Source organism: Salipaludibacillus agaradhaerens, from assembly GCF_002019735.1.
In the GTDB taxonomy this organism is placed as follows: Bacteria; Bacillota; Bacilli; order Bacillales; family Salisediminibacteriaceae; genus Salipaludibacillus; species Salipaludibacillus agaradhaerens.
In genome coordinates, this window is the sequence record NZ_KV917378.1 from 1,227,326 (window position 1) to 1,252,085 (window position 24,760).

The following is a 24,760-nucleotide window of genomic DNA, read 5'->3' on the forward strand; positions in this document are numbered from 1 at the left end:
ATCAGCTCCGTCCCTCATTTTCTATGGCTGGTACATCGTATTTATAGGTGTAATGAGCCTATTTTTTCCATATCTAATCAAACTTACTCTAACGCGATCTTTATTGATTTTTATATTTTGAACTTCAATTGGGATCCCTCTCTCGTTTCCGAGCTTTATTCAGCAGGCTGGATTCCTGCTGTTTCTTCTAGGAAATTCAATAGACAGATTTGGAGAAAGGCGCATGTCACTTACCGTCAGTGTTCTTCTCGTTTGTAGTTTGTATTTGGAATAGCTTCGTTATAAGCCCATGGATACTCTTCATTGGCTTTTTCCTAATTAGGTTGCTAGGACAAGGATCTATGACTCTAGTCCCAATCCCCTAATGGTTTATTGAAAAACGTGGGCGTGCTTTCAGCTTAATAATGATCGGTGGCTTTCTCCGTTTCTACACTATTCTCTCCCTTTAATTCTTAGTTAATTAATGAATACAGATAGGAAAATGCGTAGAGAATTTTAAGAGCATTGATTTTAGTTATCTTTGCTCCAGCCGTTTACTTTATGATGGGAAATAAACCCGAAGATATGGGGGGACTGCTGGATAACAAATATAGTAAGCACACTAAAACAGCAACTAGTTCGTGATGGCGTGAAGAGACATGTCGCGGACACTTAAAGAGGCCATGGCAACGCTACAATTTTGGCTAATTCTTCTTTGCATCGATATTCCTTCAATGATAAATAAAGGTTTAACATTTCATCTAGTATCTATTCTTAACCTCAGAGGGGTGTCTCCAGCAGGCGCCGCTTTTGTATTAAGCCTAATGGCTATTGCCGTTTTCCCAATCACCATGCAGGATTTGCAATGGAATGTATGAAAGTAAATCAGATGTTTGCTTTTGTTTTTGTAGGACAAATTGGGTTTATTCTTTTGCTTTATTTTACCCATTTTTAAATGTGGGGCCTGGCCTCCGATGTTATTGGGGACTGATCGGGGGGAATTGAAAGGATTTCCATCTCCGTGATCCTGCCAGATTATTTCGGGAGAAAACATATCGGAAGTATTAAAGGATTTGCCACCGCCGTCACTGTTATGGCTTCAGCATTCGATCCCCTTGCTTCGGGCTTGTTTTTGATCTTTTGGATGGTTATCAGGAAATACTTTTAGCTATTTTCATCTTCCCAGTATTAGGAGTGATCGCCTGTGTATTAAGCCCTTAACCCCTAAAAGATAACGTGAACTCGTTAAAAAAGGAAAAAATCCGCTAAACTTGTTATAATAAATTTAATAAAGATTTTTAGAAAGGGGGGCGTTTGATATGGATATTTTCACTGTGCCAGACCCTTCTGACAGTGGTATGGGATACGCTTATATTGCAATGATAATCGTATTTGCTGCCGCTTCATTTACTGTTTATAAATTAAAACAATCAACTAAAAAAACTGCTCGGAAAAACACGCAAAAAGCTTATGATATGTATGGTGCTAATGAGAAAAAAAAGTAATGTTCCCTCTATGATTTGTTAGAAAAACATAGAAAGGACAGTTCTCCACTCTTTTCATTGTTCACACTTTTTGGCTAGCCCAAGCATACACTAAATTGACTATTAACGGTTGATCCTTCTTCACATAATATAGATGTTATTTTTAAGGAGAGTATATGGGCATGATAAAAGAACCATTTCAAATGCAAACAGATGCAATAACTTTTTTGCAAGACTGGAACAACCTCTCACCGAATATATTAGCTGGATTTACAACAAAACGGGGTGGTACAAGCAGCGGCGCTTTCACCTCAAATAATCTTGGTCTGCACGTTAATGATACGAATCTTAATGTAAGAGAAAATCGTAGACTCCTAGCTGATTTACTCCAATTTCCATTAGAAAACTGGGCATGTGCTGAGCAAGTACACGAAGATCATATTGTCAAAATATCAAAAGACCTTACAGGATACGGGACACTCAATTATCAGGACAGTATTAAAGGAACAGACGGTTTTTACACGACAGAAACGAATACCCTCCTTGCCCTTTGCTATGCAGATTGCGTCCCAATTTATTATATGGCTCCTGAACATCATACAATCGGCATCGCTCATGCTGGCTGGAAAGGATCGGTTAAAAACATCGCTGGGAAGATGGTGGAACTTTGGAAAATTAACGAATCTATCCCTCCCACTGAAATTTACGCCGCTATAGGGCCGTCAATCGGCCCTTGTTGCTATATGGTAGATGACAGAGTCATTAAGGAAGTTAATGACATACTCTCTTCTAGCCAAATTTCGAATTCACCTTATGAAAAAGTAAGTCATGATCAATACAGTCTTGATTTAAAAAAACTAAATTTGTTGTTACTACTGAATGCTGGTATTGATAGAGCTAACATTCTCGTCTCACAGTACTGTACCAGTTGTGAAAAGAGTTTATTTTTTTCCCATCGAAGGGATAACGGAAAAACTGGTAGAATGCTTAGTTTCATCGGTTTTAAAAATACCTGAATTCGCGATATAGCATATTAATATGTTATCCAGCAGCTTCCTTTCCATGAACGAACCGTAAAGCATACACGTAACAAAAGCGAGACATTCGTTTCTTTTAGGTAAGGTGCGATAGATACATTTTTCATCAAAAATTCAGAAAACAAATAATATCGCATTGAATTTCCTGGGAAGTCATGGTAAAGTAAACGTATAATTTCATAGACAAAATCCACTAGGGGTGCCTTTTTGGGCTGAGATAGGTAGTAATCCTAATCCCTTTGAACCTGATCTAGTTCATACTAGCGTAGGAAAGTGGCGTAGCGATAACTCAGTTTATTTTAGCGAGACTTGGATAGTTATTGATCACGTCATTCCTTTTGAAGGAATGACGTTTTGTTTTACACCTCGTCCGTTAATAATATTGGTGTCTTAAAATACAATATTTTGTGACGCCTAGTATTCTATTCGTCTATTTCACCTCTCCTAATCTTCATTAAGCCTAGCTGAATGACCTTCTCTAGTTGGATTTTGTCTCATTTTAAAGGAGGCAAATAATGAGTTTTACAACCACACTTCGGAAAGAAACGAATCACTTATTTGATGCTTGCTATAATCACCCTTTCGTACAAGGGATCGGCAAGGGAGAATTGTCAAAGGGCCAGCTTATTCACTACGTTAAACAAGATTTCGAGTATTTGAACGCCATGATACAAACGAGAGCATATACGATGGCTAAGTGCACGGATAGAGAAAAAATGGCTTTACTAAATGAAGGCATTTCATTCATTTTAGCCGATGAAACCCACCCACATCATAATTTTTGTCATGTAGCAGGTGTAGACTATGAGGCGCTCCAAGGCGAAAATCTTGCACCAAATGCCCACCATTATAGTCGTTACATGCTACAAGTAGCCCAAAGCGGCACCTTAGGAGAAGCGCTGGCTGTGGCACTCCCTTGTCCATGGATCTACTTGGACATCGGAGAACGACTTATGAACGACGTAAAACCTGATGAAAGTCACCCTTTCTATCCTTGGATCTCTTTCTACGGCAATCTAGAAATGCCAAGCATTACTAAAACATTGAGATGGCTAGATGAGCTTGCTGAAGATGCTGGTGAAGCTGAATGTGAAAGAATGCGCCAGCATTTTATAAACGGCTGCAAAATGGAATATATGTTCTTTGACATGGCTTATACAGAACAAGCTTGGCCTGTTTAAATCATACAAAAAATTCCGGGGCGTGCTTTTTCTCCCCGGAACTCTTCTCTCATGTTACGTATCGTTTATTAATTTTTTTACCATCACAACAAAACACGATAGCTCTATCAGCTAAAACTGTTTCTAAATGCACAGGTCTTCCCCAAAGTTGATAAATATAAGGTAGCGTTTTTTCCAAGTATGTCGTATCCAACTCTACTCCTTCATACTCATGAGATAAATAAAGCTCACCCGCCTTAAGATAGTCACCATTTACGACATTAATAAAGGGAAACCCTCCATTAACTCTGCTTGAAATTAACTGGTCACGTATATGCTCCCATTCTTTATCAATGATTTTGTACTCTTTACCTTCTTTTTGAAATAAATACATATCTTCTTCGGCTGCCAATTCTTTCGTTAAATAATTGCGGATAAAGGAAATATCTGATTCAATTTCTCTTACTTCAAAAATCTTTTCCCGCCCACTTCCTCGTTTAATTCTTTGTTTTTCAATCATATGTTTCGTTGGGTTATCATAACGCTTTTCAATATCCTCAAAAATCTTCAATCCAAGGTAGTAAGGATTAATCTGTGTGGTTGACGGCTGTACCACGCCAGCATTTAACTTTGCAAACTCCACTGCCTCCTCAGACGTCAATGCCATTTCTCTTAAAATCCTTTGATGCCAATAAGTTGCCCATCCTTCATTCATAATTTTCGTCTCTAATTGTGGCCAAAAATAGAGCATCTCTTCACGCATCATGGTTAAAATATCTCGCTGCCAATCTTCAAGCTCCTTACTGTAATGTTCAATAAATAATAAAAGATCTTTTTCTCGTTCTGGTGGAAACTGTTTTTTCTTTTTAGGTTTCTTAACCGTTTGAACATCCTTTTTAGCTTTATCTAACTGCCATAAATCATCATAAGGAGTCTCTACTCCCTTATCATTCTCATTTTCTAATTCTACCCAAACATCTTCCATCGTCCAATTTAATTTTGAACGCTGGATACTCGGATCAATATGCTCCTGTATAGCCAATACCGCATCAAGAAAAACTTCGACTTCTTTTTTACCATGCACCATTTCGTAATGATGAATTCGTTCCGCAGTGGCAGTCATACTTTCAACCATATCTCGCCTCGTATGAGCAAAGCGAGCATTGTTTTTAAAAAAATCGCAATGTGCCAACACATGGGCAATGATCAACTTATTCTGAATAAGTGAGTTCGTATCAAGTAAAAAAGCGTAGCAAGGATCTGAATTGATCACTAATTCATATATTTTACTCAGCCCTAAATCATATTGCAATTTCATTTTATGGAATTGTTTAGCAAAGAATCATACTAATGAAACCACAAACTTGTACGGGAACTTATGTTCTTGTCTTTGTCGCTCAATCTGAGTAAAATAATGATGAGGTGATAACATGACAGACGCAGAACGTAAAGTGTACCGTATTGTATTTAATCACAAGCATATAAAAGATCAGAACACCAAATATAGCAATTTACTTAAATTCACAGGTAAAACGCCCAGAGACTTAGACGAGGTACTTGATGCCCTTGTGGAAAAGAAACTCATCTGGTGGGATAAGGATAAGACAAAAGATGTGGCGTTGAGGAAAATTGAATGAGCTAGCCGAGAGGCTGGCTTTTTTATTTTTCAAAAAACTTTTCAAATTTACTTTACATATAATTAATTGCATGTTATGTTATATATAACAGCAAATTAAACGGAGGCGGTTAAAGTGAAAAGAATTATGAATATTGCATGGAGACTTGCTAATAAAGGCGCTAAAAAATTCGGCGGTAGCTCAAAAGATTATATGTCAGAGTCACTTAAAATTGCTTGGTACATTGCAGGTAAAAATGTAAAGCGTAAATCTAAAAAAGTTAAAATTATCACATCATCGGGTAGCCGTAAACATAAATCTTGGGTTGCTAAAATCAACGGTACTCACCCTACTTATAACTTCTCTCGTCAGTTTGTAGAGGCATATGACGAGAATTGGACAGAAAAACATTTTGAATTAGTAGCAGGTATTTATGATGTTTGCGATGGCGGAGAGCGTTATTTTATTAGAGTGTCTGGTGGCAAAGTAAGCAAAATTAGCATCGACGCTGTTAAAGGCGCTGTCGCTTAATGGATAACCCAAATAAGAGAGTCCCCAAAAACGCTCTCGATCTAAAAAATAAAAAGTTTGGCAAGCTAACAGCATTAGAACGCTGTGGCAGAACTAAAAACGGGAGTGCTCTTTGGCATTGTAAGTGCGAGTGTGGCAATACCTTTAAAGCCAACGCTACCTCTTTAAGGCGCGGAGAAACAATTTCATGCGGTTGCGCCAGACAATCGCAAGCAGAAAACGCCAGAAATAAACTATGGATAAATAAATCTATAGAGGGTATACACGTCCCATTACTCACTAAAAAAGTGCGCTCTGATAGTGAAACAGGGCATAAAGGTGTATCTAAGAGGATTAGACGTGGAAAGGTGCGTTATGAAGCTTATATATCTGTTAATGGTAAACGAAAGTATTTAGGTAGCTCTACAGATATAAACGATGCTATCAAACTGCGTAAAGATGCGGAGTTAAAATATTACGACCCGTATATTAAAAAATTGGAGGGAAAAGAAAATGGACAAGATGACAACAGATGAAATAAAAAAATGGATTGAAGAAAATTTGTGCTTGCAAGATGAAGCGCGAAAAATCACAGATCAATCAGTGACAGGCTTTAACCAGTCTGTAGCAACACGAAAAGTTGTCCCTTTTGTTGAGTTTGGCGAAACACGAAAAACAAGGCTTTATTTAAAGTCTGACCTTGAGCATTATAGAGCGAATAAAAGAAAATAAAAATAAATTGCATATAATTATTTACATGTTATTATATACGTGTTACAATGTAATTAACAACAAGAGATAACGTAATAAAAAAACTAAAGGAGTGATTGAAATGAGAGAATGGAAACGAGAAGGTTATGAGGTTGTAGAAAAGGAATTTGATGGAGATTTACACGAGTTTGATGTTATCGCAGGTGGAGAGATAATTGCTACGATCACGCCTAATGACATCGAGGACATGGAAGAAATAATAAAAGACCTAGACAACGGAGAAGATGTGAACGGTTGGGAAGACGGCATGGGTAATACAATCAGCATATAAAAATAACGCCACCCGTCGGGCGTATACGGCGGGATCGAAAGGGGAATGGAAATGTACATTGAACACAAAAATTATGAAACATTAGGACACGAGCCAAACTTAGTTAATTACTTCTTGGATAAATTCTTGTACGGGACCCGAAGTTATGACGAATTCGGGGAGGGGTATTCTATAGAAGAAACCTTCGAACAAGTAATTGCCGAAGGCGCATTTAGAGAAGATGTTTCATCAGAATTAATCAAAGTAAATAAAAGAAAACTATTTTACAACTTAATAGCAAAGAACTTTAATTATTGGCTAGGAAGTAAGCCGCAACCGATAGAACTAGACCCTGACACAAAGGAATATGTCAGAGAACAAATAGAGGATGCGAGCAAAAAAGAATATTTGACGTACGCAGATTTAGACAATGCCAACTTGGCAATTAATGAGAGTGTTGTTATCCCTGTACTAAATCAAGGTTACGAGATATAAGACAAAACCGCCGCAGTCACGCAAAGGTGACGGGCAGAAGGGGAATGGAAATGGAAAACTTTGAAATCAAAGGATTTGACTCAGTTTCAGATATTATAGAGATGTTCGGAGAAAGCTTCAACTTCCCGAAGTTGATCGGATTGTCCTATCTGGTCTTCCCGTCAGCCCCAACCTCAAACGTAAATGTAACTTTATACGATGACCAAGACGGTCCATCAGAGTCTAGGGTAACTCTAATAGTTAATAGAGTTAGATGTCACCCAAATGGGGGGGCTGATCACGTAGGCATGTTACGCTTTATGTGGACTACTGGCAGTGGACATGTCGTCCACATAGACGGAGATTGGCGAGAAGAAGACTATTTCTACTCGTTTGAAAAGGGCGAAGAGCCTACGTTCACGATTTGGCTTGGGGAAGATGAAAGCGAGAGGTTTTACCCTAGAGTTAAAGAATTGATACAGGAGGTCTCGGCATCCAACGAAAACACAGACAAAACCCCCACTCAATGAGCAGGGGCCAGTCTAAATACTAGTAAAAGCATTTCAATCCACGCGCCCTCTAGGAGCGCGACCATGTCTAAAAGATAGCACGTATTTAATAAAAAAGTCAAGAGCTCCACCAAGTGTGAGGGCTCTTTTTCTATCACTTAAACAACATCTGAAACGTCTGAGGGCCTGCAATCCCATCAACTTGTAAATTATTTTGTCGTTGGAAAGTACGGACGGCGCTTCTTGTTTTGGATCCAAAGATCCCGTCTATCGCTCCTAGGCTCGTTCCTTTACAATGTAGGATAGCTTGAAGAATCCATGTGATGTTTCCTCTTGCCCCTTGCCGGACTGTCACACATGCTCTACGTGTTTTAGGCCCAAAAATACCGTCAACTGTAAGTCCACGGTTAAACTGTCTATTAAGTTCTGTTTGAAGTCCTTTGACTAGCGCCCCTTTTGTTTGAGGCCCAAACAAGTTATCGACCGATATACTCAATCTATATCGGCTATTAAGCGTCCTCTGGATAGTGGCGATCGTGCCTGATGCTTTGTTTGTTGATCTGTTTGAGTTGTTAGGTTTGGATGTTTTAGGTTTACTTGGTTTACTAGGAGCGCTAGAACTGCCCCCAGACAAATTAAATATTTTCGCGATACCGTTAGCGTGACCCTGTGCGATTTTATCCAAAAACGCACTATCTTTCAGCTTGTTAGCGTCGCTTGAATTGTCGATGAATCCATTCTCAGTCAAGATAGCTGGCATGTTAGTTTGTCTTAGTACGGCGAAGTTAGCTCGTTTTTTCCCTCGGTTAAACCATTCTGTGATCTTGACTATTTCTGTATTCATCGCGTCTTGATTATCCTTCGTGGCGTCAGATACATTGCCGTTAAAGATATAACACTCATATCCTTCGCCACCGCCAGCGTTAATGTGAACGGAAATAAAATAATCGGCGCCCCACTCGTTGGCCATTCTAGCACGTTCTGATAACGATAAAAACCTATCATCTGTACGACTGAGAAGAACTTCCACACCGTCCAATCGTTCTAATATTTCAGCCAGTCTTTTAGCTATTTTTAATACTAGTTCTTTTTCTTGTAGCCCATTTCCTACAGCTCCCGGATCGGAGCCGCCATGCCCTGGATCAATAAAAATCTTAGTCATTATACCTCATCCTTTTCAACTTTGATTTTGACTTGCTTATCTTGATTGATCGTAAACTCTTCCTGCACTTCTTCGCCTATTGATTGCTTTTCTTTAATCACGTGCAGCTTGTCTGCTATGCCTGGTGGCACTAAAACCCCCATCTCACTCATGTTTTCAACGATCGATAATCCTTCGCTCGCCATATAAAAAAGAACGGTGGCATAAGTAACAGCCCCGTTTAATCCTAAAATCTGATCTATGACATTTGCGACAATGATCACACCAAAGATTAATAGCTTTCGAGCGTAACCAAAGAGAGACTTACGGCTCCATAAATTTTGATTTTTGATGGCCTTACTTACCCCCGTGACAATATCAACCGCCATCAATAACATAAGTAAATCTAAAAACTTTACTTCCCCGAATAAATACAACCTTGCAACTTCTAAATGTTCCAAATCAATTCCTCCTATCAATGTTTTCATCTCCTTTTTTAGTTAGAGTACGATCCCCCTTTTTCTCTCTGTGGGCATAAAAAATAACCCTACCTACTCGGCAGCGTCTTCCTCTTGTAACGACTCAATTAACATTTCTTTAACCTTTACCATGAGCTTGTCAATCGGCTCATTTCCTGCATATTCTTCTGGTGTCATCTCAATTCTTGTATTTGAGTCCACACGACCATTAAAACCTCTAAAGTTAAATCTTACGTCAACGCTTGATATTTGACCGTCTCTAAACCGTGTATTAATGCTAGTAATTTGGATCATTCCTCTCCACTCCCCTTCGCTGAGCTCAATCTCTCAGTAAGTTGTTTATTTTGTACTCGCAAGATGGCATTTTCTTTTTCCAGTTTTGCTATCTTTAAAGATAGCTCATCAATCACTTGATTTACATCAATGTCCAATATTATCACCTCCATATACTGCTATTTCTAAGTTTGCAACTTTACGCTCAAGCTCTATTATTTGATCTTGTTGTCGTTTGACGATTCCTAACAAATAAACACCGATCCTGTCATATTGCACGCCGTCCGGCTCTGGAGTCTCTAGTTTAACGGACTCGCCGTCCTCTGTTAATTTTGTAGTCTTATAGTGTACAAGACGAGGCTCTATCTCGTGCACTTCTTCGGCTATCAAGCCCGCATATGACCAGTCAAAATCATGACATTCCGGCGTTTCTTTTGGACGATACCAGACCGGGCGCAATTGTAGCACTTTATCGCAAATGTCTGGGTCTAAGTCCTCAATATTTTTTTTATATTTACGTGATGAGGTAGATCGTGCTAGTGTACCATTGCTGTTAATTTGCACGTTAGGGCTTGATGCTGTTGTATTGGTGTAAGCGTTTGGACATTGGATATTACCTAATGAGGTAACAATGAGATCGTTTCTAAACGATTCCCCGTTTGCATGCGATCGGATGTGGAAAGGGATACCAGCTGACCGATTGCCGTAAAAAGTCCAATTATCATTATTTTGATAACCGATTTTATGGCCATTAGCAAATGTTATACCGTTATCACTATTACCGTAGATGCCAAGTCCGTCGACCTCAATCCCACCCCTTATCCGTAGGATATCCACTCCGGCATCAATACGATTGGCATAAACCCACAACTCCGATGCATCGACTGATAAATGATCCCCATCTGAGCTCGAGATAGAGGCGCCGCCCGATCCGTCGTTACGCTCAAATAATATCCCTCGATAACCGCCCTCGTCGCCAAAGTCACGCAAAACGAGATTGTTACCGATATAAACACTCTCCGCAATATCAATGTTTGCGCTGTTTATTTGCACACCATCGACTGTTGCGGCGTCAATAGTACCGCTAAATGTACCCGTGGCGGCTGATAAGTGAGTGACCTTTAACTCCCCGTTAATTATTTCTACATCGCCACTTATTGCCACTTTATCAACATCTATTTTTAAGCCCTCCGTGGACAGATTAACTGATTGGATGATCTCATCTTCTTTGACTCGCAGGTCTATTTCACCGTCCAATATATCTACTGTTGCCTTTACGTCTGTAATGCGGTCACTTTGCTCGGTTATCTTATCGTCGGTTATCTGGATAACCTCATCTTTTTGCTCATCCGTATAATGGCGAGAGTTATCCTCAGCCTCCTGCGTTTTATCCTCTGTGTAGTCCCGTGATCTGTCCTCGACTTTTTGATCTTGCTCATCGGCGTAGTGTTGTGTATCCTCTTGGCGATATCCATCTTGCTCATAAGCATAGTCTTTAGCGTCTTGTTCCGCTCGTTTCGCCTCCTCAAACGCCTTGTTGAGGTTTTTTTGCGCCTGCTGTATGCGTTTTTGCTCTTCTTCCGATAATCCTTCCTGTGCCTCTTGGCGCACTCTCTCAGCCTCAATGCGTGTATATTTAGCTGTTGCCTCTTGATAGTCAGGGTCCTCTAACTGTCTAAACTTTTTACGTAATTGACTAATTAAAGTGGGACGAGACTCACCAAAGGTAGCCTCTAAGGTAAAACCATTGCCCTCATAAATCTCAGTAAACTCTGTCATTGGCGCTCGCATTGTTACGCCCCAATTAGCGTTATACACTTGGACAATATCGCAAAGGTTAAAGTCTTTTTCATACTCAAACGGCGTTTCTACACTTACTTTTCCTGTGTTTGGATTCTCTCTTGTCACAGGTGTTAGGATTTGCGCTTCTAAAAATAATTGCGTTTCGAGTTCTTCGAGCGCCTTTTTTCCACGGTTGGTAAGGATTTCGATTTCTTCTTCTTCAGTTATTTCTTCTCCATCTTCATCCTCGCCTCCAACGTCACGAGCATCCACAAACGTTTCAAAGCGATCCCACCCCTCTGCCTCCCCTATCTCAATAATAAGGCGCTCCACACCCTCACCTTGTCCACCGACATAAGCAACATTTTTATACTCGAGATCAGAGTCAACAAAGTTTTGCGTACTCACCGTGTGCCAGTCAGGGCAAAAAAACACAGGCGTGTTGCCTGCTGGGTTACTCTCCGTAAGGTCTTTTCCCTCAATGACGTCAAAGACCCATACACGCCTAACGACATCCACATAAACCGTCCACCCTAGTCCTGTGCTTTTCCCGATGTTTTCTAATTCCTCTGCTACGTTACGGTTTCTTGATTCCCAACTGATGTGCTCGCCTCGTCCTTTATTTGGTGCAACTTCAAAGTGCGGCACTTTACGGGCAGGATCAGCAGGATGAATAAAGTGGTTAGTAATATAATGCTTCATCACTTCCTCAGCAGTCCCGCTTTTACGGTCGTGACTCGTATGCTCGGGCGGCACAGTTTTACGCTGATTTATGACACCTTTAAGCATCGACCCACGGATGACAATGTTTTCCGAGATTTTACCCGACACGTCCAGCGCTCGCTCGACGTGTCGAATAATGGCGGCTTTTTTACCCTCTTTATCAAAGATGAGCAGATGACCCTTTTTAAAATGTTGAAGCCCTACAGTGTATTGATTAATGTGCAACTCAAAATCACCTATACCGTAAGCGCTCTGAGTGTAACGTAAACTAATAAATTGACTCGTCTCGTGTAACCACTCCACATCTGGCGTATATACCCTTATTTCCATTAACGCCACCTACCCTCCGCCTTGTAGCCTAATAAGCCCGGTCTATCGGCTGTCGTACATATTTGATATATTTCTACATAGGTGGCAGTAAGGGTGCGCACTCCTGGGAATTGAACATAAGAAGACCCCGGTATATTGCGTAATACAGGGGTAACAATCGGCCTCTCAATGAAACTTTGTGGATAATCAAACCTTTTAAGATTATAGTAAAGAGCACCAGATGTTGTATTTGTCCGCAACTCTTCTGTATCTTGGAAATTGATAGTCATCCATCCGTCAGAATATTTTTTCCAACGCCCATTACCTTGATTAAAGGTCCCGGAATCCACAACCACAGGAATTTCGACCCAATCACCCCAAGCGACAGACGCCCCGATTGCATTAGACGCGCGTCTAAAAACGCCATAGATTTGATAGTTACGTTGATACGCCCAGTCAAAAATAGTAATCTCTTGCACGGCTGTATTTGTACGATTTGCGACTGTATGGACGTAAGCTCTTAACTGGTCAGATGATCTGCCATAGATATTTTGGTAGTCTATATCAATACTACCAAGCCATAAAGCTAAATTATCACCACTCGTGTAAAACTGGACAATCCCCTCAGCGTATCGGTCTGGCGCATGAGACGGCTGTCTAACGTCAACGGTGTTGATTTGGTCTTGTACTGTCCGAGCAACTTGCACACGACCACACACATCGTGATCTCCACGCTCATCTGTTATTTGCGTAGAGTCAATGTACGATTTACCGGCGGTTACTTTTATTTTCGCTAGTGATAGCTCGTAAAAATAGTCATTACGTGTTAATTCTGGTGGCACAGGATTTGTTGCTGTCTCGCCTTTTTTAACAAACGCCCGTATATATCGATCCCCAAACTTATCTAAGCGCAACACAATGCGATCAATGCGATCTTGTGTACTATCTGCACTATCTAGCGTTAAATCTAAACTGCTACCGTTTGTATATTGATACCCCTCAATAAATGCTGCCCCACTTGATACAGTGACGGTCATACTATCATTCGCGGATATACTCAGTCCGTTAAAAAAACCATTACCAAGAAAATTCGTAAAAAATTGCGCAAAGTCATCCGCTGCATATTCTCGATTATCACCCTCAGTAGGATCAAAAAATCTAGAATGTTGAAACATCGTCTCACTCCCTTATCCAATAAAAAAAGCACCCACATGGGCGCTCTCATGGTTTATAATCTTTTTAAACTCCTAAATATCTGTTATGCCAAGCAATAGCAACAGCACCATCACGGCGCCCTCTATTAGCGCTATACTTAATCACGTTGTCGCCAGGGACTAAGCTCCATAAATCGGATGTTCTGTCCAAATAACCAAATGCATTGATGACACTGTTACCTCGATATATCTCCACACGTTTGTGGTTTTTATTGGTGTCAATGTGCAAAATGTCGCCGCCGAGTAAATTAACATTAGCCCGTATATACTCTCCTGTTGTCTCGTTGATGACTTGCGGGACCTCTACAGGGCCTTGTATATTAATTTTTACTGGTGTAGTGACGTCTCCTGTATTTGTTAAGACCTCACTATCCCCACGGGTGCCAAAGCGCAACGGAAAACGTAACGGAAAAGAAAAAGTACCAGCAAACGCTACAAGCGTCCGTGATACTTCGAGTGGGTCACGCCAATATGGGTCAGGCGCCTGCAAATGAATCAGCGCCTTTTGAAATGTTCTTTGTCTGTTTGTCGAGCCATCGGGGAAAAAGGGGACTGCCTCGACAACAACATCTATTTCTTTTTCTCCCTCGTCATTAATAAATCTAAGCACTCCCATGCCTAGATTTGGACTAAATATAGATGATATCTTACGGCGATTAATAGTAAGGTCTGATTCATCGTTTCCTGTTATCTTTATCTGAATTTCAATTGATTTATTTTCTAAAACTGAGTCTACGTAGGTAGACCCGTCCTGATAAGGTGATTTTTGTGTTTGGACATCAACCTCTGTGCCACCTAACCCCTCTACGTTAATTAAACGATATGGAGCCTCGTAGAGCTCAATAGACTGATTAGCTGAATTAGTATAGATTAGTTTAAACAATCATCTAAACCCCCATTCCATTGCCAGACGTTGTTGCTGCTGTTTTTGTTTTTTAGCCGACTCACTAGGTGTCGATTCTGCCGGTGTAAAATAATTATTTATATTTGGCGAGTATGTGCGATTACTGCCGCCACTTGCAGGTGATTGAAAGTTTTTAAGGGCGTTAACAATTTGGTTACCACCGCTCGCATACCTCATCCTTGATGTACCCAAAGCCGCCTCGGGAGTCGATGTCATGATCATTCCGTTTGATAGGTTATCTAGCTCTTTATACACTGACTTGGCATTATCTCTAATCCCTACAGCAATCCCCTCGGGTATCCATTTACCAACGTCATCACGCATTAATCGTGATGGTGAGTTTATTTTTAACGCCTTTTGCATGGTGTTAGCTACGCTGTTTGCGATATTACGAGCTGTAGACATCACTTGACCTCTACCAGCATTAAGACCAGCGTTTAAGCCAGACATAGCGTTGCGGCCAATGTTATTAAAATCGCTTGGCAATCTATTAAAAGGTCTAGTTAAATTGCGGGCAAATGACTGCATTAGTTGTAATTGCATCCGTGTGCCAGTTGATAGCCTAGTCATCATATTACTCATAGCTTTGTGAGTGATAACCGGCAACTTGTTAAGAGAGTTTTCAATATCTTTAACAGCTTTGTCATGATTTTTAGAGATCTTTTGAAAACTTTGATCCGAGCTTTTTAAAACAAAATCAAACATCTTTTGGACAGCTTGGATAACCTTTGATGTACCGTTGTTGATCCCAAGGACTAGACCTTCTGTGACGTTTGTTCCAATGTCCATAAATACTCTTGAGGGGCTGTTGACACCCAATGCTTTTTTAGCTGCATCTGTCGTATCGTCAGCCATCTGTTTAGATGAGTTCTCAGCATTTTTTGATCCTTGATCAATACCATCAGCCAAACCATCTGGGACGGCATTACCGATAGATTTAAAATCGGCAGATTCTATTTGTTGGCTAAGTGTATCCTCTGTATCCGTCACTAAATGTCCTACAGCTTCCATCACGCCAGATTCTTCGATTCCTAGCGATTTACTCAATGCATCTGTGGCCGTTTCCCCGCCTTTTGAAAAAGCTTCACTTAATCCCTCTAGTTCTTCGTCTGACGCATTGACTAACGCATTGACATGCCCAGCTGATTCAGGTCCTGCATCTCTTAAAGTTTCTAATAACCCTTCATCAACACCACGTTCTGCAAGTGTTGCGATTCCTTCGGCCCACTCACCGATAATACGTTGATTCTCTTCCAAGTTAGCTGTCATTTCTTCGACAGTGAGTTCTGCTTCGTCGCTGAGCGTATCAAACATATCTGTAGCAGCATCTTTGTAATCTTCCCAGGTGGATTTCATGGATTCCACAGTTGCTTGTTGTGATTCCGACAAGTCCTCAAATGCGATTATCTGATTACTAACACCGTTTTCTGTGGCTTCTGTGATCGCTTCAATAGACGTTGTCATCTGTTCTTCAGTTTGTTCATATTGTAAGGCGAGTTCGGCATTCGTTTCTTTTAGTAACTCTTCCTGTTCGTCTAATTCCTCAATAGCTTTTTTATGTTCTCTACCTTTGACGCTTCCCTCTTCTAGTTTTTCGTTCCACTCCTCACGGAGAGCGTTCGTTTCAGCAAGTTTTTCCTCGACTTCCGCTTGCTCTTTTAAAATCTCTGTTAATCTACTTTGAGCTTCTTGTGCTGTCTCTTGCTCTTTCATTAAATCTATTCTTGCCTGCAATTCTTCGGAGGACATACTTAAAGCGTCCGCCTCTTCGCTGTATGCGAGATTTAGACCTTCTACGGATCCATTCAACTCTTCGATATATGAGTTAAGCATCGCTTTCTCAGATGCTGATTTATTTTCTTTATCAGCTAATTCTTCAATTTTTTTCGCTAATTCGTCATTTGCTTTAGCGCTCGCATTAATCTCTGTTTGATTAGCTTTATAAGCTTCGGATGAGCTATCAACACTATCATTTAAAGCTTGAGTTGATCCGCCCAATTCTTCAACTTCGTCATTTAATCTTTCTGCCTCTTTGCTTGTCCTATTAAACCATTTAACTACTCCAATTACTGCCGTAACAAGCAAGCCAATCCCAGCAGTCACCCAACCTATAGGACCTAGCATAAATCTAATAGCAACACCAAATGCAGTAGCAGCCGCTGTGCCTATAACCTTAGCAGCTGTTAATAGACCAATCTGCCCTGTCATGACACCCATTGCTAACGTGCTTAATTTGATTGTCCCGGATTGTGCTGCCATTGCCACTGTTTGAGCCTTCGTTGCTGTTGTTGATGCAAACTGTGCTGTCATTTGAGCTTTTGTAGCTAAAGTTAAAGCTTGAGTTGATCCCATCGCCACCTTTAGAACCGCATTTGATGCTTGTATTGCAGCACTAGCTTTTGTTATCACTGTATAGGCTGCATAAGCAGTTACCAACCCTATAATAGCTGGCGATAGGGCTTGTACAACAGGTATAGCCGCACTAATGGCTGATGCAAAAAGCTTAACGACAGGAGTAGTCGCTTCAATAGCAGAGGACATTAAATTAAACGATTCCATAACAATATCTTTCAAACTATCAATATTTTGAGCAATGTCCTTTCCCGTTACTGCTTCTGCAAGTTTATTTAACGAATCAATAATGTTTGCAATTCCCCTAGCCGCTGCATTTTGCAAGTTACCTAATGATGTTGCAATCCCTAAGCTGTTTTCTTTGGCCAACTCCGCCATGATACCGGTTCCTGTACCAACCTCAATCAATTTATCGTTAAAGTCATCGAGCGTTACAGTTCCATCTTGTAGCGCTTTATATAAGTCGTCTTTGGCGCTTTTACCCGCATAACCAAAACCCTCGGCAATCTTAACAAGACCCACATCCATCGTCTCGGAGAGGGTATTCCACGTATTCATGTCAAACTGCCCTGTTTGTAGCGCCTTAATATATTGCTCTGTCCCTCGTTGAGCTTGAGCAGCACTAGCACCCGACCCAAGTAACGCATTATTTAGAGCTAATGCGGTGTCAGTAGCCTCATCCATGTTGCCAAATGAGGTATACATGCGCTGAGCGTTGGAAGCTATCTCGTCAAGTTTTGTAGGCAAGCCATCAATACCGTCTGATAGTTTACTCATGGCCTGCTCGGATTCTTCTGCCGACACTCCTAAAGCCTGTAGCACTTTAGGGAACTGGTTAAGTGTATCAAAACGGCTAATAGCGTCATCCATGGAGGATTTAAGCACACCAAACGCAGCAGCTGAAATGGCAACAAGACCAATAGCAGTTGCAAACTTTTTAATATCACCAGATGCTTGCTGAGAGTCATCGGATACGCCATCTAAACTATCTGATACCCCTTTGACGCTAGATGATGCATCAGCGCTACTATCAGCTAATCCATCAATAGACCCCTCGGCTCCCTTTAAACTTTTACTAGCATCGGCGCCGCTGTCTCCTAAACCATCGATAGCATCACCAGCACCTTTGACACTCGACCCAGCTTTTGAGCTACTGTCTCCAAGTCCGTCGATAGCACCCTCAGCACCTTTTAGGTCTCGACTGGTATTTGCTCCACTATCACCAAGAGCATCAATCGCCCCTTCTGCCCCTCTAACGCTAGACGCTGTTTTGGCGCTGCTATCACTGAGGCTGTCCATACTCCCCTCAGCTGCTTTAATCCCTTTTCCTGTTCTAAGGCCGGATTCTTCTAACCTCTCTAATTCTTTAGCCGCTACGTTGACCTCTCTTCCATCCACTTCGATTTTTATCGAGATTTTTCCGTCCAATCAAGACCCCCTCCTTTCTTCAGACATAATAAAAAAGCCACCCTATAAGGATGACTTTCCCCAATATTTTATTTCAGCTTGTTTTCGCGCTTCCTTAGCTTCTTCTAATGTTTTAAAAGAACCGATTGTTATTCTTCTATTTTCAACATTTATTCGAACAAGATAACTTTCTCCTCTTCTTCCACTTCTACTTACACCTTTAACTCCTGTGGAATTATCAGAACGTAATCGTTGATTTCTGTTTTGATCTATTCGGGTAGACCATGTGCAATTTAATGGTTCGTAATTGCCATTTACATCGATTCTATCGATAGAATGATTAGGTGTTGGCCTTTTCCCCATATCTTCTAAGAAGTTAGTGAAATCTAACCATCTATCACAAACTTTAATGCCTCTTCCGCCATAATCGTTAAAAGACTTACTTTTAGAATTAATACATCTTTGTAACATACTTGCCCATATTTGATGTTCTGGCGTTCCGGTAAGGCGATGAGTTGAATTTTCGTTGCCTAGCCTCTTAGTTCTAAAACAGCCACAACTTCTAGTGCTTCCATTAAAAACCATTATTCCTTCACACGAAAATTCTTTCCCGCACTCGCATTGGACCATAAATTGCCGCCTGTTGTATTTAGAACGTTCAATTTCTTTGATGAACGTGAGAGAATTTACTGTTTTTCCAATGCATTCATCATAAGGATATTTACTTTCGTGTTTATGGAATTTAACTGGGTTGTTGTTTTTATTTCGTTCCAGCATCTTTTTTCTTCTGGCACATCCGCAATTCTTCGTATGGCCCCTAAGAACATCTAATCCATTATATTCCTTTTCAGAACCGCATACACATTTGCAAACAAATCTTCTTTTCTTCCTATCGACTTCTTTCAAAATAATAAGATCGTTAAATGTTTTCCCAATACAATTATCATAATCGTATTTAGTTTTCCTCATATTGTAACCTCCCACAGTTACCCTTTTGTCACTGGTAGGCTGGAATGTAGGTTCTTACTTTTCGCTTCATCGGACTAGCCTGCTCCCTTATTATACCACAAACTATTCCACCTCCTCGCCTGTGTCGTTGAGGGCATACACTTTTTGCAGTTTTCTCATGGCCTCTTTATAGTCTGCTGAGTCACCTTTGCTCGGCTTCCATCCCCGTATTTGGATAATCCGTTTTAAGATTGTGTCGTCTGGCAAGCCATGTAATAACGCCTGAAACTCTTGCCAATGTAACCGACCTTGTTCGTTTAAAAGGTTAATATCATAGGCTTGTCTAAAAGAGGCGTAAATGTATTGAGCGTCCTTGTCTAAATCAATCAGTTGCTCTTTTTCTTCATCCTCTTTAACAGGCATTGGATTGCCTTTTAAGTCGTACTCGATCGGCTGTTTTTCCTCGTTTTTTATAAATTCTTCGTATATCAGATTCCAGATTTCGACTAGTTTATCTTTTTCGTAATTATCGTTTCCTAGCAACAAAGCAAGGCACGTATCTGCTTTTTCGTGATCTCTTAAAGTGCTATCGTTAAGCACGTCAAAGACATCTAAGACATTGTCAAAAGCGAGATCGATAGAGTATTCTTTGTCTCCGTACAAAAAAGAGGTGACTAAAGGGTCATTCAACCGCATTTAATCACCTACTTTTTCTTTGCTTTTTTGCTCAAGTATTCAGCTTTCTTGGCTTGCGTCTTTTCAGTCCGTTCCGCTTCCAGTTCTTCAATCCGCTTTGCTATCGAGACTCCAACAACATCCAATGCATCCTCTAACGCTATGATGTCGGGGTATTTTTTATAAATCTTTTTAAATGTCCCATCACCAAAAATAATGTCGAATTGTACCGCTATAAATTCTTTATTTACATCAAAAGCTGCATCGACTGTCTTAACATCTATATTTTCAACGTTCACATCATCGGGAAAATGGATGTGCTTCGCCTTCTCTTGGGCTTCCTTTAGTTTCTCCTGCGCTATTTCATCCACATTAAAAAAGCGTCTAAGATTCTCTAACGAACTATCAAACCAAAGCTCGACATCCCCTATTTTCACTGGAAACCCCGTACGTTTTATATCAATCTTTACTCCTGACATGGTAGACCTCCTCATAAAAAATAAAAGAGAGGCATGACGCCCCTCTTACCTTTAGCCTTCTGGTGTTTCGGTTAAAATGGTTTCTTTAGGTAGGGTATCAAAGCGAATATTGCAACTAAATGCCTCGTATTCACTTGCGTCACCAGCACCGGCAACAATAGATGATACTGTCGCTCTGCCTACCCATTCTAGTTTTCCGTCTGCTGACACGACTCTGTGCCAGATTTTACGTCCTTCACCTGTTTTGTATTTTAACCCTGCAATTAACGCCTGTGCTGGGTCTTCTGGGTCATATGTTCCTTCTGGTGTGTATGCTCCTGCAACGGATGTAATTTCATTTTCTGGCGTTCCATCCCCGTCATAGTAGGCAATATCTTCCGTTTCCTCCTGCGTGTCATCGCCGATTGTTGTAATCCACTTGGCCAACTCTAACCATTCTGTTCCTGGTTCGCTTTGACCCGGTTCATAAGCTTGGACAAAATGTCCGCGTAATGCATTTTTATTTCTAGCCATGTCTATTCACTCTCCTTAAAAACTGTTATTTTTGCTTGTACATCCAATAAAAAAACAAACCATCCTTGATCATCTAACTGATTGATGAATGGTTTGTTGGTTATGATTAGTTCTTCAAATTGAAAACTTCCATCCTGACTCTCTAACACTTTTAAACTCTCTAACTCGTTTTGGACGAGCCATAAGGTATTGTGGATGCTACTCTGTGACTTCGAGCGCATAGCTAACTCATAATTTAGCTCTTGGTCTTTAGTGCCATCCATGTATTCCATAACAACTTGAGACCCCGGTAAAGGATAAACAACAAAGGATTCACCTGTACCCAGATAGCCCATTCGGCATTGTATTGGGAGCTCTGGTATGTCATTTATTCTTTCTACCAACCTCTCCATAAAGTCCATTACCAGTCAGCTCCCTTCACAAATGCTCGTTCCCAATCTGATATAAAAATCCTTTTTGCTTTTAAATCCCACCTCGGTCCAGTGCCAGGTGTGGTGTAGTTGTACATAGGCATATAAAAAAGCCTAGCTGCATACGCTGTGCTCCAAATTACTTCAGATCCATCACCTTTTACATGGCCGGTTTGTCGCAAAATATTGTCACGCATTGGCACAAATGGATTCATATCAGATAACGCTTGATTAGCCAGCGCAATCCTGCCGCGCTTTACATTTCCGGTGCTTAATTTTGCTTTTACTTTACTTAAATTAACGTTAACCTGTACCATCAGACCACCTCTAGCTCATACGAGTAGATGGTTTTGTCATAAGCCTCGTAAATCGGTATGACCTTAGTGACTGTATGGTCTTGCCCATCAAAATGCAAAATAGATTGTGCTTTAAACTCTGGCAGTGGTGTTGTCATATCTCCATAGCAAAAAACAACCGCATTGTATAAGAGTTGTTTACCAGACGTTGTGGACGTGTACTCCGCCCCTCGGTCAATCCGACACTTATTAATGGTGACAGGCTCTGCATATTCTGGCTCAGACCAGTTGTTATCCCCCAGGTACTCTTTATACACAAAAGAGTCTATTAAAAAGTTGAGAGGAGGTTTTGGCATCACCATGACCTCACCCCTACACCTGAGTAAAGTAAGCCCGTGCCCTCCAAGTAAATAAAGACATCCTCAGCTAATAAAGGCTTACTCTCGTTTGATCCTGATGGGTTATAACGGCTAGCGTTTGAGACGCTTGTACGACCTGCGGAAAACGTCTGTGGTGCGTTGTTAATCTCCTCAAATGTAGTGGCTCCAAGAACGTAAAAATACTCAATCTGTGCGACTAAAGCAAGTTTAAATTGATGGACTCTCCATGTGCTATCCTTCTCGACCTCGTTCCACTTATAAAAGTGTTGTGTTGCATTATCCAATAACGCTGATGCTTTTGGTAGTAAGCCTTTAAAAGCGTCCTCGTCGATGTCTTTCGTAGTCATTTCTTTAAACTCGTCAAACGTGAGATAAGGCATAGTATCCCTCCTCAAAAAAAGGAGAGCTATTCGCCCTCCTCCTTGTTATCTACGCGCTCTAAAAACTCACCATCCCACTTTTTGAGGTTTTTCATGGCTTCCTCTGCGCGCTTTACTGTCATGTCGATTTCTTGGTTTTCCGCGTATGCCTCACCTGTCTTTTTATCTCTAAACGGTTGCAACACTTTGAACTTGGCCATTAACCTTCAGCTCCTGCAGTTTGCGGAACCGTGTTAAAACGGAATTTAACAATCCTAACAGCTTTCGGCTCATATACACGAGTCCAACGAGTGCCAGTGTTAATCTCCGCATTAGTAGGAAACACTTCTGCTACGCCACCTTCATTCCACTTAACTCCGCGTGGATGGAGAATGAAAATTTTACGGTTGATCAGGGCTTCTTCCCCTGAGTAAGAGCGTGCATTCCGGTCTACTTCTGTTTGGATAATTCTTGGATGAGACCCATTTCCAAGAGCAATAGCACTTTGACCGAAAATATACATTTCAGCCTGTCCTGTTGCTGTATCGTAGTACATAGAATCGTCAACAGTGACACGTTTCCCATTGAAGTAAGGGATTGGTTTACCTTGCTCGGATTGTGGTACATCTTCAATTAAGTCTTGCTTCCGTAACTTCGTTTCAACGGCTGAGTGCATCATAACTCCTGTAAGAGCCTCTTTTGCATCACCCATTAATTGAGTCGCATCTAGGAACGTTTCCATATTGATGGTTCCAGCTGTTCCGTCACGGCCTGTGATGTCATAAACCTTTTGAGACATGCTGTTGCTTTTAAACACCCCAGATAGGGTTGCTAAAAGAGTTCGCTGCAAGTCACGTGCCCAATAAGCAGCAACTAATTGAGCAATCGCATCCAATGGGTCATCACCAGATAGCAATGCAGAAAGCCCGTTAGCGCCCCACGCATTTACTCGTCCATGCTTTCGTGCAACGTCATCGCTTGAAGTGATTTTGTTAACGTCCATGTCCCCAGAATCCTTCATGATTTGAGACTCTTCATTACCCAAATCATTCCAGAAAGGCATGTCAATTAATGTGTTTGCTCCACCAGCTAAGTTATCAAATTCAGAGTCATTTGCAATAACCCCACTTTGTACTAATGCCGACAGTTCCATTGTTTTTTGAATCGTATATGGAGTAAAAATCTCCGGTTGAATAACATCTTGTAAACGTGTAGTCATTTTAGTATCTCTCCTTTAGATTATTTTCCAGCTTGCGCTTTTAAATTGTTATAAAGCTCCGGATTTTCTTTGTACAATTTCCCTTGCTCTGTTAAATTCCAATTTTCTTTACTAAAAGGATTTGGCCTTCCTGTTCCTCCGTTCGGATTGCCGGGTGTGACAATCTGCGGTGACTGCTGGCTTTCTTCCTTTTTTTCTCCTGCAAAATGAGGATAATCTTCAACTACTTGTTTGATAGCCTCTTTAATATCCACCTCTTCATTAACTTTTGTCTTAGCAAGAGTGATAACGGCTTCTAAATTCTTCTCGTCTGTAATTCCTACTTTTATCGCTTCATTTTCCGCTTGCAAATCAGCAATAGCAGTATCTTTTTTACTTATTTCCTTCTCAAACGATGATAGTTTTCCATCTAACTTTTCTCGTTCTGTTTTTTGACTTTCCTGCCACTCTTTGAACTTCTCCATGCCATCTTTGGCGTTCTCAAAGTCCTCAATACCTAACTCTTTCAAGATCGCTTCTCTAGCTGATCTCTTTTCTTTAGCTGCTATTTTGTTCACGTCATCTTGAGTAAAAGTTTTATCCTCTGCTTTTTCGGTAGCAGTATCCGTTTGTTGCGTTTGGTCTTGTTGTTGGTCATTTCCTCCAGCTTGGTTGTCGGCTTGCTGGTCGCCCTGATCTCCGCCATTGGCAAAGTGTTGAATACTTAACGGCAAAAATGGACTGAATAGTTTTTTCATTTTAATTTCCTCCCAATTTGGGTAATTTTCCTTCCGTTTCTTTTCCGCCTAACGAATAAAAGGCCGTCAAAAATAGATAAGAAAGCACCTACCGAGTCTCACGATAGGTGCGGTTATTTAATATATTTTTCTATATCTAGTGTAGGTGTTTCTCCTGCTTCGCCATCAAAAGTGATGTGCTTTACTCTTTCGTGTTCCTTACCATCCTCATAAATTTTTACAGTACGTCCATCACACACGATAACTACTTTGTGTTCAGAAGGATTTATAAGATCACATCTTTTGTGAACGAAAGTTTCACCGCCAATTTCTAAATTCGGAATATTTCCCATGATTTCACCCCTCTCAGTCGCTACATTGCCCGTAGCTT

At 40.8% G+C, this 24,760-nt stretch carries 31 protein-coding genes, 1 pseudogene and 1 riboswitch; of the genes and pseudogenes, 11 read left to right on the plus strand and 21 right to left on the minus strand.

Annotated elements, in window-relative coordinates; all coding sequences use genetic code 11:
* Positions 1-638 precede the first annotated feature (638 nt).
* The 4 genes from BK581_RS05920 (at position 639) to tenA (ending at position 3,681) form a co-directional block, all read left to right on the plus strand.
* Entirely contained in the window at positions 639-857 is a 219-nt protein-coding gene (locus tag BK581_RS05920) for a hypothetical protein (RefSeq protein ID WP_169837566.1), read from the plus strand.
* 441 nt (positions 858-1,298) lie between these two features.
* Positions 1,299-1,484: a hypothetical protein gene (locus BK581_RS05925; RefSeq protein WP_078577309.1), complete on the plus strand. Its 186-nt coding sequence runs from the start codon at positions 1,299-1,301 to the stop codon at positions 1,482-1,484.
* Between the two features lie 164 nt (positions 1,485-1,648).
* Positions 1,649-2,479: a peptidoglycan editing factor PgeF gene (gene pgeF / locus BK581_RS05930; protein ID WP_078579868.1), complete on the plus strand. Its 831-nt coding sequence runs from the start codon at positions 1,649-1,651 to the stop codon at positions 2,477-2,479.
* A 206-nt stretch (positions 2,480-2,685) separates the two neighbouring features.
* Positions 2,686-2,789: riboswitch (TPP riboswitch) on the plus strand.
* A 226-nt stretch (positions 2,790-3,015) separates the two neighbouring features.
* Entirely contained in the window at positions 3,016-3,681 is a 666-nt protein-coding gene (gene tenA / locus BK581_RS05935) for a thiaminase II (protein ID WP_078577310.1), read from the plus strand.
* 49 nt (positions 3,682-3,730) lie between these two features.
* Here tenA and BK581_RS05940 read toward each other — a convergent pair.
* Positions 3,731-4,999 (minus strand): annotated as a pseudogene (locus tag BK581_RS05940) (SpoVR family protein); the annotation flags it as partial.
* Positions 5,000-5,090: 91 nt separating this feature from the next.
* On the opposite strand from BK581_RS05940, the gene BK581_RS05945 reads away from it, so the two are divergent.
* From BK581_RS05945 to BK581_RS05975, 7 genes are all read left to right on the plus strand, one after another.
* A complete protein-coding gene (locus BK581_RS05945) occupies positions 5,091-5,297 on the plus strand; it encodes a hypothetical protein (RefSeq protein ID WP_078577312.1) in 207 nt (68 codons plus the stop codon).
* A gap of 114 nt (positions 5,298-5,411) precedes the next feature.
* Positions 5,412-5,807: a hypothetical protein gene (locus BK581_RS05950; protein WP_078577313.1), complete on the plus strand. Its 396-nt coding sequence runs from the start codon at positions 5,412-5,414 to the stop codon at positions 5,805-5,807.
* Positions 5,807-6,322, plus strand: coding sequence for a hypothetical protein (locus tag BK581_RS05955; RefSeq protein ID WP_078577314.1), 516 nt, complete (start codon positions 5,807-5,809; stop codon positions 6,320-6,322). The genes BK581_RS05950 and BK581_RS05955 overlap by 1 nt, the downstream gene beginning before the upstream one ends.
* On the plus strand, positions 6,300-6,518 hold the full coding sequence (locus BK581_RS05960) for a hypothetical protein (RefSeq protein ID WP_245828910.1): 219 nt from the start codon (positions 6,300-6,302) through the stop codon (positions 6,516-6,518). Before BK581_RS05955 ends, BK581_RS05960 begins: the two co-directional genes overlap by 23 nt.
* 100 nt (positions 6,519-6,618) lie before the next feature.
* Positions 6,619-6,828 carry a hypothetical protein gene (locus BK581_RS05965; protein ID WP_078577315.1) on the plus strand — a complete coding sequence of 70 codons (210 nt, stop codon included), beginning with the start codon at positions 6,619-6,621 and terminating at the stop codon, positions 6,826-6,828.
* Between the two features lie 51 nt (positions 6,829-6,879).
* Complete coding sequence (locus BK581_RS05970; protein ID WP_078577316.1) at positions 6,880-7,302, plus strand: hypothetical protein; 423 nt, start codon at positions 6,880-6,882, stop codon at positions 7,300-7,302.
* Positions 7,303-7,352: 50 nt separating this feature from the next.
* Entirely contained in the window at positions 7,353-7,811 is a 459-nt protein-coding gene (locus BK581_RS05975) for a hypothetical protein (RefSeq protein WP_078577317.1), read from the plus strand.
* Positions 7,812-7,944: 133 nt separating this feature from the next.
* On the opposite strand, the gene BK581_RS20220 is transcribed toward BK581_RS05975, so the two are convergent.
* The 20 genes from BK581_RS20220 to BK581_RS06065 all read right to left on the minus strand — a co-directional run bounded on the left by BK581_RS20220 (position 7,945) and on the right by BK581_RS06065 (position 24,722).
* Positions 7,945-8,952 carry an N-acetylmuramoyl-L-alanine amidase gene (locus tag BK581_RS20220; RefSeq protein WP_078577318.1) on the minus strand — a complete coding sequence of 336 codons (1,008 nt, stop codon included), beginning with the start codon at positions 8,950-8,952 and terminating at the stop codon, positions 7,945-7,947.
* Positions 8,952-9,419 (minus strand): phage holin family protein, encoded by a 468-nt coding sequence (locus BK581_RS05985; RefSeq protein WP_078577319.1) that lies wholly within the window; start codon positions 9,417-9,419, stop codon positions 8,952-8,954. The genes BK581_RS20220 and BK581_RS05985 overlap by 1 nt, the downstream gene beginning before the upstream one ends.
* Before the next feature lie 63 nt (positions 9,420-9,482).
* Positions 9,483-9,704, minus strand: a complete 222-nt coding sequence (locus BK581_RS05990) for a hypothetical protein (RefSeq protein ID WP_078577320.1) — start codon at positions 9,702-9,704, stop codon at positions 9,483-9,485.
* A complete protein-coding gene (locus tag BK581_RS20055; RefSeq protein WP_169837568.1) occupies positions 9,701-9,841 on the minus strand; it encodes a hypothetical protein in 141 nt (46 codons plus the stop codon). Before BK581_RS20055 ends, BK581_RS05990 begins: the two co-directional genes overlap by 4 nt.
* On the minus strand, positions 9,831-12,518 hold the full coding sequence (locus BK581_RS05995; RefSeq protein ID WP_078577321.1) for a Gp37-like protein: 2,688 nt from the start codon (positions 12,516-12,518) through the stop codon (positions 9,831-9,833). The genes BK581_RS20055 and BK581_RS05995 overlap by 11 nt, the downstream gene beginning before the upstream one ends.
* On the minus strand, positions 12,518-13,672 hold the full coding sequence (locus BK581_RS06000; RefSeq protein WP_078577322.1) for a hypothetical protein: 1,155 nt from the start codon (positions 13,670-13,672) through the stop codon (positions 12,518-12,520). The genes BK581_RS05995 and BK581_RS06000 overlap by 1 nt, the downstream gene beginning before the upstream one ends.
* A gap of 64 nt (positions 13,673-13,736) precedes the next feature.
* Positions 13,737-14,594, minus strand: a complete 858-nt coding sequence (locus BK581_RS06005; protein ID WP_078577323.1) for a phage tail family protein — start codon at positions 14,592-14,594, stop codon at positions 13,737-13,739.
* Positions 14,595-18,395: a tape measure protein gene (locus tag BK581_RS06010; RefSeq protein ID WP_078577324.1), complete on the minus strand. Its 3,801-nt coding sequence runs from the start codon at positions 18,393-18,395 to the stop codon at positions 14,595-14,597. It abuts the gene before it with no gap.
* Between the two features lie 42 nt (positions 18,396-18,437).
* Complete coding sequence (locus tag BK581_RS06015) at positions 18,438-19,343, minus strand: hypothetical protein (RefSeq protein ID WP_078577325.1); 906 nt, start codon at positions 19,341-19,343, stop codon at positions 18,438-18,440.
* 102 nt (positions 19,344-19,445) lie between these two features.
* A complete protein-coding gene (locus BK581_RS06020; RefSeq protein ID WP_078577326.1) occupies positions 19,446-20,018 on the minus strand; it encodes a Gp15 family bacteriophage protein in 573 nt (190 codons plus the stop codon).
* A gap of 8 nt (positions 20,019-20,026) precedes the next feature.
* Positions 20,027-20,476, minus strand: coding sequence for a hypothetical protein (locus BK581_RS06025; RefSeq protein ID WP_078577327.1), 450 nt, complete (start codon positions 20,474-20,476; stop codon positions 20,027-20,029).
* A 51-nt stretch (positions 20,477-20,527) separates the two neighbouring features.
* The gene (locus BK581_RS06030; protein ID WP_078577328.1) at positions 20,528-20,989 is read right to left on the minus strand and encodes a phage tail tube protein; all 462 of its coding nucleotides are present in this window, start codon (positions 20,987-20,989) and stop codon (positions 20,528-20,530) included.
* 2 nt (positions 20,990-20,991) lie between these two features.
* Complete coding sequence (locus BK581_RS06035) at positions 20,992-21,390, minus strand: phage tail terminator protein (protein ID WP_078577329.1); 399 nt, start codon at positions 21,388-21,390, stop codon at positions 20,992-20,994.
* Positions 21,390-21,716 carry a minor capsid protein gene (locus BK581_RS06040; protein ID WP_078577330.1) on the minus strand — a complete coding sequence of 109 codons (327 nt, stop codon included), beginning with the start codon at positions 21,714-21,716 and terminating at the stop codon, positions 21,390-21,392. Before BK581_RS06040 ends, BK581_RS06035 begins: the two co-directional genes overlap by 1 nt.
* Positions 21,716-22,057, minus strand: coding sequence for a putative minor capsid protein (locus BK581_RS06045; RefSeq protein WP_078577331.1), 342 nt, complete (start codon positions 22,055-22,057; stop codon positions 21,716-21,718). The genes BK581_RS06040 and BK581_RS06045 overlap by 1 nt, the downstream gene beginning before the upstream one ends.
* The gene (locus BK581_RS06050; RefSeq protein WP_078577332.1) at positions 22,051-22,455 is read right to left on the minus strand and encodes a head-tail connector protein; all 405 of its coding nucleotides are present in this window, start codon (positions 22,453-22,455) and stop codon (positions 22,051-22,053) included. The genes BK581_RS06045 and BK581_RS06050 overlap by 7 nt, the downstream gene beginning before the upstream one ends.
* 26 nt (positions 22,456-22,481) lie before the next feature.
* Entirely contained in the window at positions 22,482-22,655 is a 174-nt protein-coding gene (locus BK581_RS20060) for a hypothetical protein (protein ID WP_169837570.1), read from the minus strand.
* Positions 22,655-23,653, minus strand: a complete 999-nt coding sequence (locus BK581_RS06055) for a major capsid protein (RefSeq protein WP_078577333.1) — start codon at positions 23,651-23,653, stop codon at positions 22,655-22,657. Before BK581_RS06055 ends, BK581_RS20060 begins: the two co-directional genes overlap by 1 nt.
* Before the next feature lie 20 nt (positions 23,654-23,673).
* On the minus strand, positions 23,674-24,390 hold the full coding sequence (locus BK581_RS06060; RefSeq protein WP_078577334.1) for a hypothetical protein: 717 nt from the start codon (positions 24,388-24,390) through the stop codon (positions 23,674-23,676).
* Between the two features lie 113 nt (positions 24,391-24,503).
* Entirely contained in the window at positions 24,504-24,722 is a 219-nt protein-coding gene (locus BK581_RS06065; RefSeq protein ID WP_078577335.1) for a hypothetical protein, read from the minus strand.
* Between the last annotated feature and the right edge of the window lie 38 nt (positions 24,723-24,760).

Bases quoted from the DNA above. Each gene is read 5' to 3' on its own strand.
- BK581_RS05920 (WP_169837566.1), top strand. From the start codon at position 639: ATGTCGCGGACACTTAAAGAGGCCATGGCAACGCTACAATTTTGGCTA.
- BK581_RS05925 (WP_078577309.1), top strand. From the start codon at position 1,299: ATGGATATTTTCACTGTGCCAGACCCTTCTGACAGTGGTATGGGATAC.
- tenA (WP_078577310.1), top strand. From the start codon at position 3,016: ATGAGTTTTACAACCACACTTCGGAAAGAAACGAATCACTTATTTGAT.
- BK581_RS05945 (WP_078577312.1), top strand. From the start codon at position 5,091: ATGACAGACGCAGAACGTAAAGTGTACCGTATTGTATTTAATCACAAG.
- BK581_RS05955 (WP_078577314.1), top strand. From the start codon at position 5,807: ATGGATAACCCAAATAAGAGAGTCCCCAAAAACGCTCTCGATCTAAAA.
- BK581_RS05960 (WP_245828910.1), top strand. From the start codon at position 6,300: ATGGACAAGATGACAACAGATGAAATAAAAAAATGGATTGAAGAAAAT.
- BK581_RS05965 (WP_078577315.1), top strand. From the start codon at position 6,619: ATGAGAGAATGGAAACGAGAAGGTTATGAGGTTGTAGAAAAGGAATTT.
- BK581_RS05970 (WP_078577316.1), top strand. From the start codon at position 6,880: ATGTACATTGAACACAAAAATTATGAAACATTAGGACACGAGCCAAAC.
- BK581_RS05975 (WP_078577317.1), top strand. From the start codon at position 7,353: ATGGAAAACTTTGAAATCAAAGGATTTGACTCAGTTTCAGATATTATA.
- BK581_RS20220 (WP_078577318.1), bottom strand. From the start codon at position 8,952: ATGACTAAGATTTTTATTGATCCAGGGCATGGCGGCTCCGATCCGGGA.
- BK581_RS05985 (WP_078577319.1), bottom strand. From the start codon at position 9,419: ATGAAAACATTGATAGGAGGAATTGATTTGGAACATTTAGAAGTTGCA.
- BK581_RS05990 (WP_078577320.1), bottom strand. From the start codon at position 9,704: ATGATCCAAATTACTAGCATTAATACACGGTTTAGAGACGGTCAAATA.
- BK581_RS05995 (WP_078577321.1), bottom strand. From the start codon at position 12,518: ATGGAAATAAGGGTATATACGCCAGATGTGGAGTGGTTACACGAGACG.
- BK581_RS06000 (WP_078577322.1), bottom strand. From the start codon at position 13,672: ATGTTTCAACATTCTAGATTTTTTGATCCTACTGAGGGTGATAATCGA.
- BK581_RS06015 (WP_078577325.1), bottom strand. From the start codon at position 19,343: ATGAGGAAAACTAAATACGATTATGATAATTGTATTGGGAAAACATTT.
- BK581_RS06020 (WP_078577326.1), bottom strand. From the start codon at position 20,018: ATGCGGTTGAATGACCCTTTAGTCACCTCTTTTTTGTACGGAGACAAA.
- BK581_RS06025 (WP_078577327.1), bottom strand. From the start codon at position 20,476: ATGTCAGGAGTAAAGATTGATATAAAACGTACGGGGTTTCCAGTGAAA.
- BK581_RS06030 (WP_078577328.1), bottom strand. From the start codon at position 20,989: ATGGCTAGAAATAAAAATGCATTACGCGGACATTTTGTCCAAGCTTAT.
- BK581_RS06035 (WP_078577329.1), bottom strand. From the start codon at position 21,390: ATGGACTTTATGGAGAGGTTGGTAGAAAGAATAAATGACATACCAGAG.
- BK581_RS06040 (WP_078577330.1), bottom strand. From the start codon at position 21,716: ATGGTACAGGTTAACGTTAATTTAAGTAAAGTAAAAGCAAAATTAAGC.
- BK581_RS06045 (WP_078577331.1), bottom strand. From the start codon at position 22,057: ATGGTGATGCCAAAACCTCCTCTCAACTTTTTAATAGACTCTTTTGTG.
- BK581_RS06050 (WP_078577332.1), bottom strand. From the start codon at position 22,455: ATGCCTTATCTCACGTTTGACGAGTTTAAAGAAATGACTACGAAAGAC.
- BK581_RS20060 (WP_169837570.1), bottom strand. From the start codon at position 22,655: ATGGCCAAGTTCAAAGTGTTGCAACCGTTTAGAGATAAAAAGACAGGT.
- BK581_RS06055 (WP_078577333.1), bottom strand. From the start codon at position 23,653: ATGACTACACGTTTACAAGATGTTATTCAACCGGAGATTTTTACTCCA.
- BK581_RS06060 (WP_078577334.1), bottom strand. From the start codon at position 24,390: ATGAAAAAACTATTCAGTCCATTTTTGCCGTTAAGTATTCAACACTTT.
- BK581_RS06065 (WP_078577335.1), bottom strand. From the start codon at position 24,722: ATGGGAAATATTCCGAATTTAGAAATTGGCGGTGAAACTTTCGTTCAC.